The following is a 17,883-nucleotide window of genomic DNA, read 5'->3' as shown; positions in this document are numbered from 1 at the left end:
GGTCCCGGGTCCCGGGTCCCGGCTCTCGCGGGTCCCGAGTCCCGACCCCTCACACCCAGCCGCGCGCGGCCAGCGACACCGGCGGCCCGTCGGCGATCACGAAATGATCCAGCAGACGCACCTCCACCAGCGCCAACGCCTGCTTCAGGCGTGCGGTCACGGCGCGGTCTGCGGCCGAAGGTTCCGGATTGCCGGAGGGGTGGTTGTGGCCTACGATGACCGCCGCGGCGTTGTGCGCCAGGGCGCGGCGCACCACCTCGCGCGGGTGGACTTCGGAGGAATCCACGCTGCCGGAAAACAGCTCCTCGTAGGCCAGTGCCCGGTGCCGGGTGTCCAGGAACAGCGCGGCGAACACCTCGCGCGACTGGCTGCGCAGCTTCAGTGCGAAATAGCGGCCGGCCGCGTGCGGGTCGGTCATCGCCTCGCCGCGTTCCAGACCGGCGGCCAGGTGGCGCTGGCCCAGTTCCAGCGCCGCGGCCAGCTGGCAGGCGCGGGCCGGGCCCAGTCCGGGCAGCTGGGCCATTGCCTTGGGCGTGCGATCGAGCAGGCCGCGCAGCGGGCCGTGGGCGCCCAGCAGCTCGCGCGCGGTCTGCACCGCATCGCGTCCGGGCAGGCCCGAGCCGAGGAAGATCGCCAGCAGCTCGGCATCGGACAGCGCGCCGGCGCCGCGGGCCAGCAGCTTCTCGCGGGGGCGTTCGTCGGCGGGCCAGTCGCGGATATGCATGGGGTGAGGCCAGGAAGAAGGAGGGAGCGCGGTGCGGAATTTCCGCCAGCCAAGTCAAGCCCGGCCGTCAGCCCGCGCCGCGCTTCATGGCCAGTCTTGCGCTGCTCATGCCTGGGCGATATCAGCCGGCACCGGCCCGTCGGGTAAGCTGTCGCCCCACTTCTGGTTCGGAAAAATCTGACGTGTCCCAGGCCCTGAAAGGACAACGCATCCTGCTCTGCGTCGGCGGCGGCATCGCCGCCTACAAGTCACTGGAGCTGGTGCGTCGCCTGCGCGATGCCGGTGCGCAGGTGCAGGTGGCCATGACCGCCGGTGCGCAGCAGTTCGTCACCGCGCTGAGCTTCCAGGCCCTGTCCGGCCAGCCCACGCGCACCAGCCTGTGGGACAGCGCGGCCGAGGCCGCGATGGGCCATATCGAACTGGCGCGCTGGGCCAGCCGGGTGCTGATCGCCCCGGCCACCGCCGACCTGCTGGCCCACCTGGCGCACGGCCTGGCCGACGATCTGGTGACCACCCTGGCCCTGGCCACCACTGCGCCGATCAGCGTGTGCCCGGCGATGAACCACATCATGTGGAAGCACCCGGCGACCCAGGCCAACCTGGCCACCCTGCGCGCCCGCGGCGTGCAGGTGATCGGCCCGGAAGACGGGCCGCTGGCCGAGGGCGAATCCGGCCCCGGGCGCCTTTCGCAACCGGACGCCATCGTCGCCGCGCTGGCCGGCGCCGTGCCGGCCGACGCGCCGGTGCAAGGTCCGCTGGCCGGGCTGCATGTGGTGGTCAGTGCCGGCCCGACCTACGAAGACCTGGATCCGGTGCGCTACCTGGGCAACCGCAGCAGCGGCAAGATGGGCTTTGCCGTGGCCCAGGCCGCCGCGCGCCGCGGCGCGGCGGTGACCCTGGTCGCAGGTCCGGTGACCCTGGAAACCCCACCAGGCGTGACCCGGGTGGACGTGCGCTCGGCCGCGCAGATGCGCGCGGCGGTGTTCGGCGCCTTTCCCGCCGATATCTACATCGGTGCGGCCGCGGTGGCCGACTACACCCCGCGGATGCCGGCGCCGAACAAGATCAAGAAGTCCAGCGAATCGCTGGCCCTGGACCTGGTGCGTACGCCGGACATCCTGGCCGAGGTCGCCGCCTCCGAGCAGCCGCTCAAGCTGGTGGTCGGCTTCGCGGCCGAAACCGAAAACGTGGCCGAGTACGCCCGCGGCAAGCTCATCGCCAAGCGCCTGGACCTGATCGTGGCCAACCGCGTGGGCATCCCCGACGGCGGTTTCGAAAGCGACCGCAACGCCATGACCGCCTTCTGGAAGGAGGGGCAGCGCGAGTTTCCGTGCGCGCCCAAGACCGAGCTGGCCGAGGCGCTGGTCGAACTGATCGGCGAGCGCCTGCGCGCATGAGCCTGCCGCTGCAAGTCAAGCTGCTGGATCCGCGCTTCGGCGACCGCTGGCCGCTGCCGGCCTATGCCACCGAATCCTCCGCCGGCCTGGACCTGCGCGCCGCGCTGGAGGCGCCGCTGACCCTGGGCGCGGGCCAATCGTCGCTGGTCCCCAGCGGCATCGCCATCCACCTGGCCGATCCCAACCTGTGCGCGCTGGTGCTGCCGCGTTCGGGCCTGGGCCATCGCCACGGCATCGTGCTGGGCAATGGCACCGGCCTGATCGACGCCGACTACCAGGGCCCGCTGCTGATCAGCCTGTGGAACCGCAGCGCCGAGGCGTTCGTGGTCCAGCCCGGCGACCGGGTCGCCCAGCTGGTGGTGTTGCCCATCGCCCGGGTTCAGTTGAAGATCGTGGATACTTTCATTGCAAGCGCACGTGGCGAAGGGGGCTTCGGCCACACCGGCGTTCGCTGAAAACAGGGGCAAGACCAGGCATGGCCGGATTCAAGATGGGGACAGGCAAGCAGGATTCGGGGAACAAGCTCCTGCTGCTGGCCGCATTGCTGGTCGTGTTGGCGGCCTGGTTTGCCTGGGGCGGCTGGGTGCAGCACCAGGAAGGCGCCCGCCGTCAGGCCCTGATCGGGGCGCGCGATGCCGCGGTGGACGGGGTGCTGCACAACATCCAGGTCCAGACCGCCAGGCTGGACCAGCGGGTGGCCGCGCCGGCCATGCAGGCCGCGGTCGCCGCCGATGACACCGCGGCGGTGGGCGCGGCGATCAAGACCGGCTGGCCGGAAGTGGAAAACGTGGAGCTGCTGCCGGTGGACCTGCAGCAGGCCTATGCCAATGCGGCCGGCTTTGGCTACAGCAAGCTGGCCCTGCTCGAGGCGGCGCAGCTTGCCGGAGGCGCGGTGGTGCGCGCGGTCCGCGACGGCAGGCAAACCGGCCTGGGCATGGCCGTGCCGGTGCAGTCGCGGCTGCTGTACGTGCGCCTGCCGATGCGCCTGCTGACCGGTCCGATCGACCAGGCGCATGTTTCCGGCGCATATCTGGGCCTGCGCCAGGGGGGCTACACCTTGCGCGAAGTGGGCGAGGCCTCGCTGTCGCGCAGCGCCGATGCGCTCTCGCGCCCGGTCGGTGACACCGGTCTGCGCGTGGTGGCGGGCGTGCCCGACGGCAGCGAAGGGCCAATCGGCCTGGGCAGCGGGCCGTGCCTGATCGTGGCGGTGCTGCTGCTGGGCCTGGCCGCGTCGTTGGCGCTGCTGTCGGTCGGTCGCCTCAAGCTGTCCAGCCTGCGCGGCAAGGGCGCCGGCGCAGGCGAAGACAGCGGCCTGACCCTGGGCCAGGCGCTGCGCGCCGGGCCCGCCGTGGCCGCGCAACCGCTGGCCGCAGACGGCGACGCATCGCCGGTGAACAACACCGAAGCCGCCGCGGTGGCCCAGGCCGCGCGCGAGGTCAGCGTCGATCCGGGCATCTTCCGCGCGTACGACATCCGCGGCGTGGTCGGCAAGACCCTGAGCGTGCCGGTGGCCGAGCTGATCGGCCAGGCGATCGGCTCGGTGATGGCCGAGCAGGGCCTGACCGAAGTGGTCGTGGCCCGCGACGGCCGCCTGTCCGGCCCGGAGATGACCTCGGGCCTGATCGAAGGCCTGCGCAAGGCCGGGCGCGATGTGATCGACATCGGCATGGTGCCCACACCGGTGGCGTACTTTGCCGCCGTCCACCTGCGCACCGGCACCTGCGTGGCGGTCACCGGCAGCCACAACCCGCCGGACTACAACGGCTTCAAGATCGTGATCGGCGGCGAGACCCTGTCCGGTGCGGCGATCACCGACCTCTACACCCGCATCAGCCAGTCGCGCCTGCACGAGGCCGAACGCGGCAGCCTGCAGCAGCGCGAGGTCGCCGGGGACTACATCCAGCGCATCTGCGACGACGTGCAGCTGGCGCGCCCGCTCAAGGTGGTGGTCGATGCCGGCAACGGCGTGGCTGGCGAGATCGGTCCACGGCTGCTGGAGGCCATCGGCGCCGAGGTGATCCCGCTGTACTGCGACATCGACGGCACCTTCCCCAACCACCATCCCGACCCCAGCGACCCGCACAACCTCAAGGACCTGGAGCAGACGGTCAAGCGCTTCGACGCCGACCTCGGCCTGGCCTTCGATGGCGACGGCGACCGCCTGGGCGTGGTCACCAGGGAAGGCCATGTCATCTTCCCCGACCGCCTGCTGATGCTGTTCGCCGCCGACGTGCTGGAGCGCAACCCGGGCGCGATGGTGATCTACGACGTCAAGTGCACCGGCAAGCTGCAGGGCTGGGTGTTGCGCAACGGCGGCACGCCGCTGATGTGGCAGACCGGGCATTCGCTGATCAAGGCCAAGATGCGCCAGACCGGCGCCGAGCTGGCCGGCGAGATGAGCGGCCATTTCTTCTTCCAGGAACGCTGGTACGGCTTCGACGACGGCCTCTATGCGGCCGCGCGCCTGCTGGAAATCCTGGCCGCCAGTGAGCAGACGCCCAGCGAAGTCCTCGACGCGCTGCCTGATGGCGTGTCCACGCCGGAGATCAAGGTCGAGGTGCCCAGCGGGCTGGCCCACGCCATCGTCGAGCAGTTCATCGAGATGGCGCGTTTCGATGGCGCGCGCATCTCCACCATCGACGGCCTGCGCGCGGACTGGGACGACGGCTGGGGTCTGCTGCGCGCATCCAACACCACCCCGGTGCTGGTGCTGCGCTTCGAGGCCGACGACCAGGCCGCATTGGACCGGGTGCGCGATGTGTTCCGCCGCCAGCTGCAGGCCGTGGCGCCGGAACTGAAGCTCACCTTCTGAGTTCGATGCGGGCGCCCTGTGCAGGTGCCGTGGCTCAACCGGGCGGCTGCGCGGCGCCCTTCAGGGTGCGGTAGCGCTGCAGGGTGTCTTGCACTTCGCTGCTGAGTTGGGCGCGTTGCTGCTCGAAGCTGTTCAACAGGCGCTGCTGACGGACCAGCTCGGCGTGGCGCTGGCCGATGTCCTGGGCCAGTTTGGCATCGACCTGGCGGCCGGACAGTTCGGCGTCACCGGCCTGCTGCAGCTTGGTGATCAGCGCGGCGCGCATGCTGGCCACGTTGTAGCGGGCGGTGTCCACGCTGTTGTCCACCAGGGTGCTGCGTTCGGTGAACACGCGCTTGAGGTCGTCCTCGCTGGCGTAGGACAGCAGCATGGCCTGTTCGGTGCGCTTACGGGTGTCGGCCGCGGCCTGGTCGGCGCGCGCCTGGATGGCGGCTGCGGCTGCATCGGCGCGCTGCTCGGCGGTCATTGCCGCATCGACCGCGCCCACCCGCGCGCCGCTGTTGACGCTGAATTCGTCGCGCGCGCTGTTGACCCGGTCAGGCGGCAGCGCATCGCTGCAGGTGCGCCCGCTGTCGGGGTCATTCCAGCAGTAGAGTTTCTTGGCTTTGGGCGGGTCCTGCGCCGCGGCGGTCAGGGCCGCGGCGGCGAGCGGAACCAGCAACAAATGAAGTGCGGACCTGGCCATGGACAGCCCCCTGCTGTCGGTTACCTCGCGGCCGAGCCGTAGCGGGCCCGATAGGCCAGCAACTGCTCGCGATGGCCGACAAGTTCGGCGTTTTCCCCGGCCAATGCAAGCAGGTCGTCCAGGCTGGCCACCGCGATCACCGGCACGCCGGCCTGCTCGGAAACGCGCTGGGCCGCCGACTGGCGCTGGCCGCCTTCGCCCAGCACTTCCTGGCGGTCCAGTGCCACCACGATCCCGGCCGGGCGGCCGCCGGCGGCGGCGATCAGGCCCAGCGCCTCACCGATGGCGGTGCCGGCGGTGATCACATCGTCCACGATCAGCACCCGGTGCCCGTCCAGCGGCGCGCCGATCAGGGTGCCGCCTTCGCCATGGTCCTTGGCTTCCTTGCGGTTGAAGGCCAGCGGCAGGTCGCGGCCGCGGCGGGCGAACTCCACCCCGATCGCTGTGGCCAGCGGGATGCCCTTGTAGGCCGGGCCGAACAACAGGTCGAACTGCACGCCCGACGCCTCGATCGCATCGGCATAGCAGCCGGCCAGCTCGGCCAGCGCCGCGCCGCTGTCAAAGCGCCCGGCGTTGAAGAAGTAGGGACTCAGGCGCCCGGACTTGAGCGTGAACTGGCCAAAGCGCAATGCACGGGCATGCAGGGCCAGCTGCAGGAAACGTGCGCGGTAGTCGGACATGGGCAGGCAATGGACCGGTGGGATGGCACAGGGTAACAGGCGGCGCAGGCCGGCCCTGGCGGTATGCTGCCCTCTTGTCTGGCTGCAAGACCCGCTCTTCGTCCATGCGCATCATCAGTTTCAACGCCAACGGCCTGCGCTCGGCCGCCTCCAAGGGATTTTTTTCGTGGTTCGCCGATCAGGACGCGGACCTGCTGTGCGTGCAGGAAACCAAGGCCCAGGAGCACCAGCTGGCCGGCCCGGATTTCCTCCCCGCCGGCTACAGGGCGTACTTCCGTGACGCCAGCACCAAAAAGGGTTATTCGGGCGTGGCGATCTACAGCAAGGTCGAACCCGACGAAATTCGCACCGCGCTGGGCAGGCCGGAATTCGACGAGGAAGGCCGCTATCTGGAGACCCGGTTCGGCAACCTGAGCGTGGTGTCGCTGTACATCCCGTCCGGCTCGTCGGGCCAGCTGCGCCAGGACTACAAGTTCCAGACCATGGCCTGGCTGCGGCCGATCCTGGACCAGTGGCTGGCCAGCGGCCGCGATTACGTGCTGTGCGGGGACTGGAACATCGTGCGCACCGCGCTGGACATCAGGAACTGGAAGTCCAACCAGAACAACTCCGGTTGCCTGCCGGCCGAGCGCGACTGGCTCAACGGCCTGTGCGCCGATGCGACTGGCGAGGCGGACATCGCCAGCGGCCGCGGGTGGGTCGACGCCTACCGCGTGCTGCATCCGACCGGCCAGGACTACACCTGGTGGTCCAACCGCGGCGCGGCGCGTGCCAACAATGTGGGCTGGCGCATCGACTATCAGTTGCTGACCCCGGGCCTGCGCGCGCGGCTGCAGGGGTGTTCGATCCATCGCGAGCGGCGCTTTTCCGACCACGCGCCCTTCATCGTGGACTACGCCGGATGAACCAGGCGGGCGAATCTGCAGAAAAGCTGTCCTACCGGGGCTGGCGCGGCATCCGTGCCGCCTTTGCCACGCCTTCGGCGCTGACCATGGCCCTGCTCGGATTCGGCAGCGGGCTGCCGTTCCTGCTGATCGCCTCGCAGACCCTGTCCACGCGTCTGCGCGACGTGGGCCTGCAGCTGGGCGAGATCGGCCTGATCAGCCTGGCCAGCTTCTTCTATCTGCTGAAATTCGTGTGGGCGCCGCTGATCGACCGCTCGGCGCTGCCGCTGCTGGCGTGGCTGGGACGCCGGCGCTCGTGGCTGCTGGCCGCGCAGGTGCTGGTGACCGTCAGCCTGTTCGCGCTGGGCAGCATGCGCCCGGAGCTGGGCGTGGCCGGGCTGGTCGGCTGGGTGCTGGTCGGCTCCTTCGCCGGTGCGACCCAGGATTCGGTGGTCGATGCCTACCGCATCGAGATCGCCCCGGAAAGCGCGCAGGCCGCGCTGGCCGCGACCTACATCCTGGGCTACCGCATCGCCCTGATCGTCGCTGGCGCTGGGGCGCTGTACCTGGCCCAGTTCCAATCCTGGACCGTTTCCTACTTCTGCATGGCAGCGCTGATGCTGGTGCCGATCGTGACCACCCTGCTCAGCCCCGAACCGGTCTGGCCGCAAGCCACGGTGGTGCGGCGGATCGACTTCCTCGGCGCGTTCTGGCAGCCGATCGTGAGTTTTTTCACCACCAATGGCTGGAAGCTGGCCTTGGGGCTGCTGCTGTTCGTGGGGCTGTTCAAGTTTCCCGACCAAGTGATCGGGGTGATGGCCGGGCCGTTCTATCTGGACTCGGGGTTCACCAAGGCCGATATCGCCACGGTGTCCAAGCTGTTTGGCATCTGGATGAGCATCCTGGGCGCCTTTGGCGGCGGGCTGGCCATTGCCGCATTCGGTTTCCGGCGCATGTTGCTGGTGGCGGCGCTGGCGGTGGCGCTGTCGAACCTGGCCTTCCTGCTGATGGCGCACAATCCCGGCCATCTGTGGGCGTTCTATGCAGCACTGAGCGCGGACAATGTCGCCCAGGGGTTTGCCGGGACGGTGCTGGTGGCCTTCATGTCCTCGCTGACCGACCGCAACTTCACCGCCACCCAGTACGGCCTGCTGGTGTCGCTGGCCAACCTGCCGGGCAAGTTCGCCGGTGGCGTGTCGGGCTACCTGGTCGAGGCGACCTCGTATTCCGCCTTTTTTACCCTGAGTGCACTGACGGTCGTGCCGACCCTGGGCTTGCTCGCCTGGCTGTGGCGTCGTATCAAGGAGCCCGTGCCCAGGACTGCTGGTTCAGCCCACGCCCATGACCGACCTGCTCATCCGTGATCTCGATTCGATCCTGACCGAGCGCATCCAGCGGCTCTCGGCGGCGCGCGGCTGGAGTATCGACGAAACCATTTCGCGGCTGATCGAGCACGGCCTGTTCGCGATGGAAGCCGAGGTGCGCGGCGGGTTCAGCGACCCGGAAGTGGACGCGTTGGCCGATGCCATCGCCGCGCTGCGCGCGGTGCCTCAGGGCGCCAGTTTCTGAACCCGGAGAAGCGGTCCGTGGCGCTGACGGCCCTGGGGATGGCTGCGGTAGATTGTCGCCCTGCCGTGCGCAGGGCACTGCAGGTACTTCCACACGAGGCCCCCATGACCTTCACCTCCGAACCGCACCCCGGCGTCAGGCCGCCACCGGCCGCCACCGACGGCTTTGTCCTCAACCACACGATGCTGCGGGTCAAGGATCCGGTGGTGTCGCTGGGCTTCTATACCCACGTGTTCGGCATGGTCCTGCTGCGCAAGCTCGACTTCCCGGAGATGCGCTTCTCGCTGTTCTTCCTGGCCAAGCTCAACGACACCGACCAGGTGCCCGAGGAGACCGGCGCGCGCACCGGCTGGACCTTTTCCCAACGCGGCATCCTGGAGCTGACCCACAATTGGGGCACCGAGGATCAGGCCGATTTTGCCTACCACGACGGCAACACCCAGCCGCAGGGCTTCGGCCATATCTGCTTTGCCGTGCCGGACCTGGTCAAGGCGGTCAAGTGGCTCGACGACAACGGCGTGGAATACGTCAAGCGCCCGGAGCAGGGCAAGATGAAGAACGTGGCCTTCGTGAAGGATCCGGATGGCTACTGGATCGAGATCGTGCAGCCTGAGCTCAATGCCAACCTGGGGCAACCCTCCCCTGATCAGGCTTGCTGATCGGCCCCGCATGGACGTCCCGCGCCGCATGTCTGTCTCGTTCGATCGTTCTGCCCTGCTGGAGACGCTGCGCGGGGTGGTCGGGCGGCGCCACCTGCTCACCGGCGATGGCCCCACCCGCCGGTTCCGCACTGGATTCCGCTTCGGCGGCGGGCCGGTGCTGGCAGTGGTGCGGCCCGGCTCGCTGGTCGAACAGTGGCGGGTACTGGTCGCCTGCGTGGCGGCCGATGTCATCGTCATCATGCAGGCGGCCAATACCGGCTTGACCGGTGGCTCGACCCCCGATGGCGCCGACTACGATCGGCCGGTGGTGATCATCAATACCCTGCGCATGCGCCAGGTGCAGCTGCTTGACGAAGGCCGCCAGGTGCTGTGCCTGCCTGGCGCCACCTTGCATCAGCTGGAACGGCTGCTGGCCCCGCTGGGGCGCGAGCCGCATTCGGTGATCGGCTCCTCGTGCCTGGGCGCCTCGGTGCTGGGCGGGATCTGCAACAACTCCGGCGGGGCGCTGATCCATCGCGGGCCGGCGTACACCGAGATGGCGCTGTTCGCGCGGGTCAACGCCCACGGCGCGCTGGAACTGGTCAACCACCTGGGCATCGTGCTGGGCGATGACCCGGAAATCGCGCTGTCCAGGCTGGAACGTGGCCACTACCATGCCCGCGATGTCACCCCCGGCGGCTGCGCCTCGGACCACGACTACGCCACCTACGTGCGTGACATCGAGGCCGACACGCCGGCGCGGTTCAACGCCGATGCGCGGCGCCTGCACGAGGCCGCCGGCTCGGCCGGACACCTGGCGGTGTTCGCCGTGCGCCTGGATACCTTCCCCCGCCACGACAGGACCGCGGTCTTCTACATCGGCAGCAACGACCCGGACGAGCTGACCCGGATCCGCCGCGACATCCTGTCCGGGTTCCAGTCCTTGCCGGTGGCCGGCGAATACCTGCACCGCGATGCCTTCGACATCGGCGATCGCTACGGCAAGGACACCTTCCTCGCCATCCGGACCCTCGGCACCCAGCGCCTGCCCAGCTTCTTCGCGGCCAAGTCGCGGCTGGACGCGCTTCTGGAGCGGCTGCGGGTTTTCCCCGAACACTTCAGCGACCGCGCGTTGCAGTGGCTGTCCGGACGCTTCCCCGATCACCTGCCCAGGCGCATGCGCGACTTCCGCCAGCGCTATGAACACCACCTGCTGCTGAGGATGTCCGGCACCGGGATCGATGAAGCGGCGGCCTATCTGAAACGCTTTTTTTCAGGCGCCAGCGGCGACTGGTTTGCCTGCACCCCGGGCGAGGGCGCCAGGGCCTTCCTGCTGCGCTTTGCCGTAGCCGGCGCCGCGGTGCGCTATCGCGCCGTGCATCCGGCCCAGGTCCAGGACATCGTTGCGCTGGATATCGCCTTGCGCCGCAACGAGCGCGACTGGTTCGAGCGCCTGCCGCCGGAGCTGGATGCGCCGGTACTGCACAAGCTCTACTACGGGCACTTTTTCTGCCACGTCCTGCACCAGGACTACATCGTCAAGGCCGGCACCGACTGCCATGCGCTGGAGCAGCAGATGCTGGCGGTACTCGATGCGCGCGGCGCGCGCTACCCGGCCGAACACAACGTCGGCCACCTGTATCACGCACCACAATCGCAGGTGGCGTTCTTTCGCCAGCTGGACCCGCACAACGCCTTCAATCCCGGCATCGGCAAGACCTCCAAGTTGCGTGACTGGGCCTGACGCCGCCGGGGCTTGATGAGGCGCCTCAAGCCGGATAAAGCGCGCCCAGCACGCGCAGGCCCTTGGCGCCGCTGACGCTGGGCAGGTTGCCGGGACGGCCGGCCAGGGTTTCGCGGGCCAGCCAGGCAAAGCCCATGGCTTCCACATAATCCGGATGCAGGCCGTGGACCTGGGTCGACTCGACCGTGATCCCGGACAGGTGCGTGGCCAGGCGCTGCATCAGCAGCGGATTGTGCACGCCGCCGCCGCAGACCATGACCCGCTTGGTGTCCGGCTGGGTGGCGCGCAGGGCGTCGGCCACGGTGACCGCGCTCAGCTCCAGCAGCGTGGCCTGCACGTCGGCCGCAGCGGCCCCGGATTTTCCCAGCTTGGCTTGTACCCAGGCCAGGTGGAACTGTTCGCGGCCGGTGCTCTTGGGCGGCGGCAGGGCGAACCACGGCTCGCCCAGCAGCGTGTCCAGCAGGGCGCCATCGACCTGGCCGCTGGCCGCGAACGCGCCGCCGGCATCGAAGGCCTGACCGGTATGGCGCTCGCACCAGGCATCCAGCAGTGCATTGGCCGGACCGGTGTCGAAGCCGCGCACCGCGCCACTGGCCGGCAGCAGGGTCAGGTTGCCGATCCCGCCCAGGTTGAGGACTGCCCGGTCCTCGGACGGGGCGTGCAGCATCGCCGCGTGGAAGGCCGGCATCAGCGGCGCACCCTGGCCACCGGCGGCGACATCGCGCCGACGGAAGTCGGCCACGGTGGCGATGCCGGTGCGCTCGGCGATGACGTTGCCATCGCCCATCTGCCAGGTGAACGGAAAGGTGCCATCGGGCCGGTGCCGCACGGTCTGGCCGTGCGAGCCGATCGCCCGCACCTGGGTCCGGTCCAGCCCGGACTGGGTGATCAGCCGGCCGGCGGCGTGGGCGAAGGCCTGGCCGACCTGCACGTCCAGTTCGCCCAGTTCGTCCAGCGAGGTCGCCTGGCCACCCTGGCCCAGCTCGATCAGCCGGTTGCGCAGCTGGTCGTCCCAGCGGTAGGTGCGGCCCAGCAGCAGCTGGGGCTCGGGATCGAAGCGCACCAGCGCCACGTCGATGCCGTCGGCACTGGTGCCGGAAATCATGCCCAGGTACAGGTCACCAAGCGCCGGCTTGCGCGCCAGCGGCCCGCCGGAACGGCGCCCGCCCGCCGGCGTCACTGCTTGCTGCTGGGCACGCGCGAGGCATCCAGCGCCTCGGCCAGCGTCATCTTGGCGCCAGCACGGGGGGCCGGGGCGGCGTCGGCGTAGATTGCACTCTCTACCGTGCGGATACGCGCCAGCGCGCTGGAGGTCTGGGTCTTGAACTGCGCCAGCACCGGCCCGCCCAGCGGCTCGGGCGGCGGCAGGGTTACCTGCAGCGGATTGCGATGCGCACCATTGACGCGGAATTCGTAGTGCAGGTGCGGCCCGGTGGCCATGCCGGTCGAACCGACGTAGCCGATCAGGGTGCCCTGGGCGATACGGTCACCGCGCTGGATCCTGGCAAAGCGCGACAGGTGCCCGTAAAGGGTGGTGCGGCCCTGCCCGTGGTCCAGGATCACCACGTTGCCGTAGCCATTCTGGCGGCCGACGAACTGCACCCGCGCGTCGCCGGCGGCCATGATCGGCGTGCCGGTCGCGGCGGCGTAATCCACGCCCTTGTGCATGCGCATCCTGCCCAGGATGGGGTGCTTGCGCGCGCCGAAGCGCGAGCTCAGGCGCGCGTACGGGATCGGCATGCGGATGAAGCTCTTCTTCAGTGGCTTGCCGGCGGCGGTGAAGTATTCCGCCCGCCCGCCCGGCCGGGCGAAGCGGAACCCCGAATGCAGCTTGCCATTGACGGTGAAGGTCGCCGCCTGCACCGGGCCGGTGGCCACCAGCTGGCCTTCGCGCCAGGTTTGTTCGACCACCACGCTGAAGCGATCATTCGGGCTCAGATCCGAATCGAAGTCGATGTCGTACTTGAAGATGTCGTCGGTCAGCGCGTTGATGTTGGCCGCGGTCAGGCCGGCCTTGCGCGCAGCGCGGTTGAGCGAGCTGCCGACCTTGCCGCTGAGCACCGCGGTGCGGATGCTGACGTCGCGCTTGATGAGCTTCTCACGGACACCGTCATCGGTGAGGTCCAGCTGGATGCGCGTGGCCATGTCGCGGTCATAGCGCAGGGCGCGCAACGCGCCGCCGTCGGGCAGGTCGAAGGCCAATTCGTCGCCGGGATGCAGTCTGTGCAGCGTGCGTGCGGCGTCCTTGTTCTGCAGGATGCGGTGCAGGGTGGCCGCCGGTACGCCCATCTCGGCGAACATCGCGCTCAGGGTCTGGCCCGGGCGCACATTGACCGTCCGCCAGTTGTCGACCGGGGCGCTGGTGAGCTTGTGCGCATCCTGTTGCGGCAGCATCAGCGGCACGGTGGCCAGCGGCTTGATCTGCGGCTGCAGGGCAGTGGAGAAACCCGGCACGATCGTGGCCACCATGATGCCGATGGTGGTGAACAGCGAAGCGTGGATCCACTGCCGCCGCGTCCAGCGCCCGCTGGGAAGGTGCTGCCTGACGTGGTGATGAAGCGCCGACTCTCGAAGAACGTCCAGTCGTTCGCGGAACCGTTGCTTGCGGCGGCCGCCATCCCCGTGTGTCTGCATCGATGTCTTCACCCTGAGGCCCAAGTGGAAGGCCCAATCGGGCTACCATAGTCAGGCATGTCGGGCAGGTCAAACCCTTGAGGCGTTTGATTTTTTTCTGCATCGCATCGTTAACCTTGCTTTAACCAGGCGTTCAACTTTGTCGTTGCACGTCTGTCGTATTCACCTTGAGTGGGAAGTCACGTGTCACAGGCGCAAGCACTGCAACTGATCGGCCGCGGTGCCGATGAAATCCTCAAGCGCGAAGAACTGCAGCAGCGCCTGCAGGCCGGGCGCCCGCTGCGGGTCAAGGCCGGCTTCGATCCGACCGCGCCGGACCTGCACATCGGCCACACCGTGCTGCTCAACAAGATGCGCCAGTTCCAGGACCTGGGCCACCAGGTGATCTTCCTGATCGGCGACTTCACCGGCATGATCGGCGACCCGACCGGCAAGAACGTCACCCGCAAGCCGCTGACCCGCGAGGACGTGCAGGCCAACGCCCGCACCTACGAGGAGCAGGTTTTCAAGGTGCTGGACCGTGACAGGACCGAAGTGCGCTTCAACAGCGAGTGGTTCGGCAAGATGGCCGCGGCCGACATGATCCGCCTGGCCGGTCAGCACACCGTGGCGCGCATGCTCGAGCGCGACGACTTCGCCAGGCGCTACGCTGCCCAGCAGCCCATCGCCATCCACGAGTTCCTGTATCCGCTGGTGCAGGGCTACGACTCGGTCGCGCTCAAGGCCGACCTCGAGCTGGGCGGCACCGACCAGAAGTTCAACCTGCTGATGGGGCGCAGCCTGCAGGAACATTACGGCCAGGCGCCGCAGGTCGTGCTGACCATGCCGCTGCTGGAAGGGCTGGATGGCGTCAACAAGATGTCCAAGTCGCTGGGCAACTACATCGGCATCAACGAGCCGGCCATCGACATGGTCACCAAGACCATGAAGATCGGTGATGCGCTGATGTGGCGCTGGATCGACCTGCTCAGCTTCGACATCGGCGTGGACCAGGCCCGGTCGCTGCGTGCCGAGGTCGAATCCGGCGCCTTGAATCCGCGCGATGTGAAGCTGCGTCTGGCGCGCGAATTGGCCACACGATTCCACGATGCCGCCCAGGCCGACGCGGCGATCGCCGGTTGGCACGCCGTGGTACGCGGGCAGGGCGATACTTCCTTGTTGCCGCTGCAGGACGTCATCGTCCCGGCCGAAGGCCTGCGTATCGGCGCGCTGCTCACCGCCGCCGGGGTCACGCCCAGCAATTCCGAAGCCGGGCGCAAGCTCAAGGAGCGTGCGGTCAAGGTCGATGGTGCGGTGGTGGAAGATCCGCAGCTGCAGTTTCAGCCCGGTTTCGAGGGCTTGCTGCAGGTTGGCAAGCGCAACTTTGCCCGGGTTCGGCTGCTGGCCGGCTGATTGCAATCCGCCCAAGGCCCGCCACGATGGGCATTGCGCATCCGTTGGGGCCGGCCTTCAAAAAAGTTGTCACCACCGCTTCACAAACGCACCGGGCGCATCCATAATTCGCCCCCCGCTTCTGCGGCACCGGCTCTGCTGGTGAGGCTGGAGGTGGATTGGTCAGCGGCTTTGAACGAAGTGCTTGACCGATGTTCGAAGGCCTGCATAATGGGCGGCTCGCTTCGGCGGTGACGGTTCAGCGGTTTGGGCCGGGCGGTCGAGGTGGTGGTACGAAGGACCTCCTAGGAAAGCAGGACAGGTGTAGTCACCACCCCAGCCGAACTTTGTGGCATGCAGCGATCTTGGGCGCGATCGACTCGCCCTGGCGTCCACAGCGATGGGGGCCGGCCGTGATGCTCCAGCGCCATGTGAACGACGCGCTGACGGATCTCCACGGGGAAATCTGTTCGACTTGTTCGTGGGCTCCCTCCTCTCGAGGGTTGCAGTCTCCACAGATCGCCGGGCGTCCCAACCTGTCGTTCGATGCCGATTTGGCGGTGTAACCTAGTGATCCGTCCTTGCGCCGGCGGCTGGCGATCGTAGCCATGCAGGCGATCCTAGATCGGCCTCGACGTGCAACCAAGGTCGCAATCCATGCCCGAAGTCCGCCGAAATCCACCGATCATGCGCGCAACTGAGCAACAGGGAGAAAAGAGTAACTTATTGGATTTGCGCGATGGATCGCGCGATGAGGCTTCCCCGAGGCTTTCTGTTGCCCCGATGATGGACTGGACCGACCGGCATTGCCGGGTGTTCCATCGCCTGTTGGCGCCGACCGCGCTGCTGTACACCGAGATGGTCCATGCCAACGCGGTGCTGGAGGGCGATCGCGAACGCCTGCTGGGCTTTGATGCGCTCGAGCATCCAGTCGCGCTGCAGCTGGGCGGCAGCGAACCTGAGCGGCTGGCCGCGGCCACGCGCGTGGGTGCCGCGTATGGCTACGATGAGGTCAACCTCAACGTTGGCTGCCCGTCCGATCGCGTGCAGGCCGGGCGCTTCGGTGCCTGTCTGATGAAGGAGCCGTTGCTGGTGGCCGAGTGCATCGCGGCCATGTGTGAAGCCGCGGCGATCCCGGTCACGGTGAAGTGCCGCCTAGGGGTGGACGAACTGGAGGACTACGCGCACTTCGCCGGCTTCATCGACACCGTCGCCGCCGCCGGTTGCGACACCTTCATCGTGCATGCGCGCAAGGCGTGGCTGGAGGGGCTCTCGCCCAAGGAAAACCGCGAGATTCCCCCATTGCGCTACGAGTGGGCGTACCGGCTCAAACGCGAGCGCCCGCAGCTGACGATCTGGCTCAATGGCGGCATCACCACGCTGGAGGCGATCGATGCGCACCTGGGTCAGGTCGACGCAGTGATGCTGGGCCGCAGCGCGTATCACGATCCGTATTTCCTGCACCGGGCCCATGCGCATCTGGCCGGCACGCCGGTGCGCTCGCGCGTGGAACTGCTGCGCGCGTTTGGTCCGTACGTGCAGGCCGCGCTGGATCGTGGCGTGGCGCTCAAGCACATGACCCGGCACGTGCTGGGGTTGTTCGCTGGGCAGCCGGGCGGGCGCCAGTTCCGCCAGGTGCTCAGCGAAGGCGCGCATCGCCCGGGCGCGGACTGGTCGCTGATCGAACGCGCGTTGGCGGCCACCGCCGGCGCGGCCAGCGCGGCGGCCTGAGCGCCACGGTGCGCCGTTGCTGATCACCCGCGATCCGCAGGCCTTCCTGGCGCTCACGCGCAGGCTGGCGCCCGATGCCGGGCCGGCGACCGCACGCGGCGTGTTCCTGGTCTCGCCGGACGGTTTCGCCCGCGCCGAGGAATCGGCCCGCGATAATGTCTACATGGCATCGACCGGCTTCGATGCGGGCGAGGCGCTGGCAGAACATCGTGCACTGCACCAGACGCTGTCGACCCAGCTGCCGGTGGTGGCCTTCGCCGGCGACGCCGCCACGCCCGATGCGCTGTTCCCCAACAACGTGTTCGCGACCGTGCCGGGGCGCGTGATCGTCGGGCGCATGCGCCATGCGGTACGCCAGCGCGAAGCGGCGCGTGCGGACATCCGCGGGTTCTTCACCGGCCTGCTGGGTTATGCCGAAACTGACCTGTCCAGCCAACCGCATCCGTGCGAGCTGACCGGCGCGCTGGTGATCGACCGCGCACGTGGGATCGGCTTCTGCGGGCTGTCCGAACGCTGCGATGCCCAAGGTGCGGCGCTGATGCATGCGGCCTTCGGACTGCGCGCGACCTTCGTGTTCGATCTGGCGCCGGGTGAATACCACAGCAACGTCGTGCTGGCGGTATTGGCCGGCCGCGCGGCGCTGGTCTGTCCGGATGGTCTGGCCGAGCCGGCGCCGTTGATCGCGTTGCTGCAGGCCTTGTACGGCCGGCACGTGGTCTTGCTTTCGCCTGCCGAAAAGCAGGCCTTCGCCGGCAATGCAATCAGCATCACGCCCGAAGCGGTGTGGATGAGCCAGGGCGCGGCCGATCGGCTGGAGCCGGGCAGCCAGGCGGCCCTGCGCCAGGCCGGCCTGGCCGTGCGCAGCGTGGCGCTGCCGGCAATCGAAGCGGCCGGCGGTTCGCTGCGGTGCTGCGTGGGCGAGATTTTCTGAGGCTTCATCGCGCTGAATCGCCTCATCAGGCTGTTCAGAAAGTTCAGAGCCAATTCACCGCGCGGTTCCAAGACTGGCCC

Annotated in this window: 16 protein-coding genes; 11 read left to right on the top strand and 5 right to left on the bottom strand. The window is 68.6% G+C overall.

Annotated elements, in window-relative coordinates; genetic code table 11:
- Positions 1 to 49 precede the first annotated feature (49 nt).
- A complete protein-coding gene (gene radC, locus DSC_RS14680) occupies positions 50 to 724 on the bottom strand; it encodes a RadC family protein (protein ID WP_014161988.1) in 675 nt (224 codons plus the stop codon).
- 182 nt (positions 725 to 906) lie between these two features.
- On the opposite strand from radC, the gene coaBC reads away from it, so the two are divergent.
- The 3 genes from coaBC to DSC_RS14665 are packed head-to-tail and all read left to right on the top strand — an operon-like array spanning position 907 to position 4,933.
- Positions 907 to 2,121 (top strand): bifunctional phosphopantothenoylcysteine decarboxylase/phosphopantothenate--cysteine ligase CoaBC, encoded by a 1,215-nt coding sequence (coaBC, locus tag DSC_RS14675; protein ID WP_014161987.1) that lies wholly within the window; start codon positions 907 to 909, stop codon positions 2,119 to 2,121.
- Entirely contained in the window at positions 2,118 to 2,576 is a 459-nt protein-coding gene (dut, locus tag DSC_RS14670; RefSeq protein WP_014161986.1) for a dUTP diphosphatase, read from the top strand. The genes coaBC and dut overlap by 4 nt, the downstream gene beginning before the upstream one ends.
- A 20-nt stretch (positions 2,577 to 2,596) precedes the next feature.
- Positions 2,597 to 4,933, top strand: a complete 2,337-nt coding sequence (locus tag DSC_RS14665; RefSeq protein ID WP_014161985.1) for a phosphomannomutase/phosphoglucomutase — start codon at positions 2,597 to 2,599, stop codon at positions 4,931 to 4,933.
- A gap of 34 nt (positions 4,934 to 4,967) precedes the next feature.
- On the opposite strand, the gene DSC_RS14660 is transcribed toward DSC_RS14665, so the two are convergent.
- Both DSC_RS14660 and pyrE read right to left on the bottom strand, forming a co-directional pair.
- A complete protein-coding gene (locus tag DSC_RS14660; protein ID WP_014161984.1) occupies positions 4,968 to 5,597 on the bottom strand; it encodes a hypothetical protein in 630 nt (209 codons plus the stop codon).
- A 41-nt stretch (positions 5,598 to 5,638) separates the two neighbouring features.
- Positions 5,639 to 6,298: an orotate phosphoribosyltransferase gene (gene pyrE / locus DSC_RS14655; protein WP_014161983.1), complete on the bottom strand. Its 660-nt coding sequence runs from the start codon at positions 6,296 to 6,298 to the stop codon at positions 5,639 to 5,641.
- A gap of 104 nt (positions 6,299 to 6,402) precedes the next feature.
- On the opposite strand from pyrE, the gene DSC_RS14650 reads away from it, so the two are divergent.
- The 5 genes from DSC_RS14650 (at position 6,403) to dld (ending at position 11,136) form a co-directional block, all read left to right on the top strand.
- Positions 6,403 to 7,203 (top strand): exodeoxyribonuclease III, encoded by an 801-nt coding sequence (locus DSC_RS14650; protein ID WP_014161982.1) that lies wholly within the window; start codon positions 6,403 to 6,405, stop codon positions 7,201 to 7,203.
- The gene (locus DSC_RS14645) at positions 7,200 to 8,546 is read left to right on the top strand and encodes an AmpG family muropeptide MFS transporter (RefSeq protein WP_014161981.1); all 1,347 of its coding nucleotides are present in this window, start codon (positions 7,200 to 7,202) and stop codon (positions 8,544 to 8,546) included. Before DSC_RS14650 ends, DSC_RS14645 begins: the two co-directional genes overlap by 4 nt.
- On the top strand, positions 8,524 to 8,751 hold the full coding sequence (locus DSC_RS14640; RefSeq protein WP_014161980.1) for a hypothetical protein: 228 nt from the start codon (positions 8,524 to 8,526) through the stop codon (positions 8,749 to 8,751). The genes DSC_RS14645 and DSC_RS14640 overlap by 23 nt, the downstream gene beginning before the upstream one ends.
- A gap of 104 nt (positions 8,752 to 8,855) precedes the next feature.
- On the top strand, positions 8,856 to 9,410 hold the full coding sequence (gloA, locus tag DSC_RS14635; protein ID WP_014161979.1) for a lactoylglutathione lyase: 555 nt from the start codon (positions 8,856 to 8,858) through the stop codon (positions 9,408 to 9,410).
- Between the two features lie 10 nt (positions 9,411 to 9,420).
- Positions 9,421 to 11,136: a D-lactate dehydrogenase gene (gene dld, locus DSC_RS14630; protein WP_014161978.1), complete on the top strand. Its 1,716-nt coding sequence runs from the start codon at positions 9,421 to 9,423 to the stop codon at positions 11,134 to 11,136.
- 25 nt (positions 11,137 to 11,161) lie between these two features.
- Here the strand turns inward: dld and DSC_RS14625 are convergent, their stop codons facing one another.
- The gene (locus tag DSC_RS14625) at positions 11,162 to 12,280 is read right to left on the bottom strand and encodes an anhydro-N-acetylmuramic acid kinase (protein ID WP_425476626.1); all 1,119 of its coding nucleotides are present in this window, start codon (positions 12,278 to 12,280) and stop codon (positions 11,162 to 11,164) included.
- 32 nt (positions 12,281 to 12,312) lie between these two features.
- On the bottom strand, positions 12,313 to 13,770 hold the full coding sequence (locus DSC_RS14620) for a peptidoglycan DD-metalloendopeptidase family protein (RefSeq protein ID WP_014161976.1): 1,458 nt from the start codon (positions 13,768 to 13,770) through the stop codon (positions 12,313 to 12,315).
- A 183-nt stretch (positions 13,771 to 13,953) separates the two neighbouring features.
- On the opposite strand from DSC_RS14620, the gene tyrS reads away from it, so the two are divergent.
- The 3 genes from tyrS to DSC_RS14605 all read left to right on the top strand — a co-directional run bounded on the left by tyrS (position 13,954) and on the right by DSC_RS14605 (position 17,803).
- Positions 13,954 to 15,162 (top strand): tyrosine--tRNA ligase, encoded by a 1,209-nt coding sequence (tyrS, locus tag DSC_RS14615; protein WP_014161975.1) that lies wholly within the window; start codon positions 13,954 to 13,956, stop codon positions 15,160 to 15,162.
- Positions 15,163 to 15,828: 666 nt separating this feature from the next.
- Positions 15,829 to 16,872 (top strand): tRNA dihydrouridine(20/20a) synthase DusA, encoded by a 1,044-nt coding sequence (gene dusA, locus DSC_RS14610; RefSeq protein ID WP_043290753.1) that lies wholly within the window; start codon positions 15,829 to 15,831, stop codon positions 16,870 to 16,872.
- A gap of 16 nt (positions 16,873 to 16,888) precedes the next feature.
- On the top strand, positions 16,889 to 17,803 hold the full coding sequence (locus DSC_RS14605; protein WP_014161973.1) for an arginine deiminase-related protein: 915 nt from the start codon (positions 16,889 to 16,891) through the stop codon (positions 17,801 to 17,803).
- Positions 17,804 to 17,883 lie beyond the last annotated feature (80 nt).

The sequence above is a fragment of the Pseudoxanthomonas spadix BD-a59 genome (assembly GCF_000233915.3).
Classification (GTDB): domain Bacteria; phylum Pseudomonadota; class Gammaproteobacteria; order Xanthomonadales; family Xanthomonadaceae; genus Pseudoxanthomonas_A; species Pseudoxanthomonas_A spadix.
Note: the sequence above shows the minus strand (reverse complement) of the source record. Positions and strands in the feature narration are given on the sequence as shown.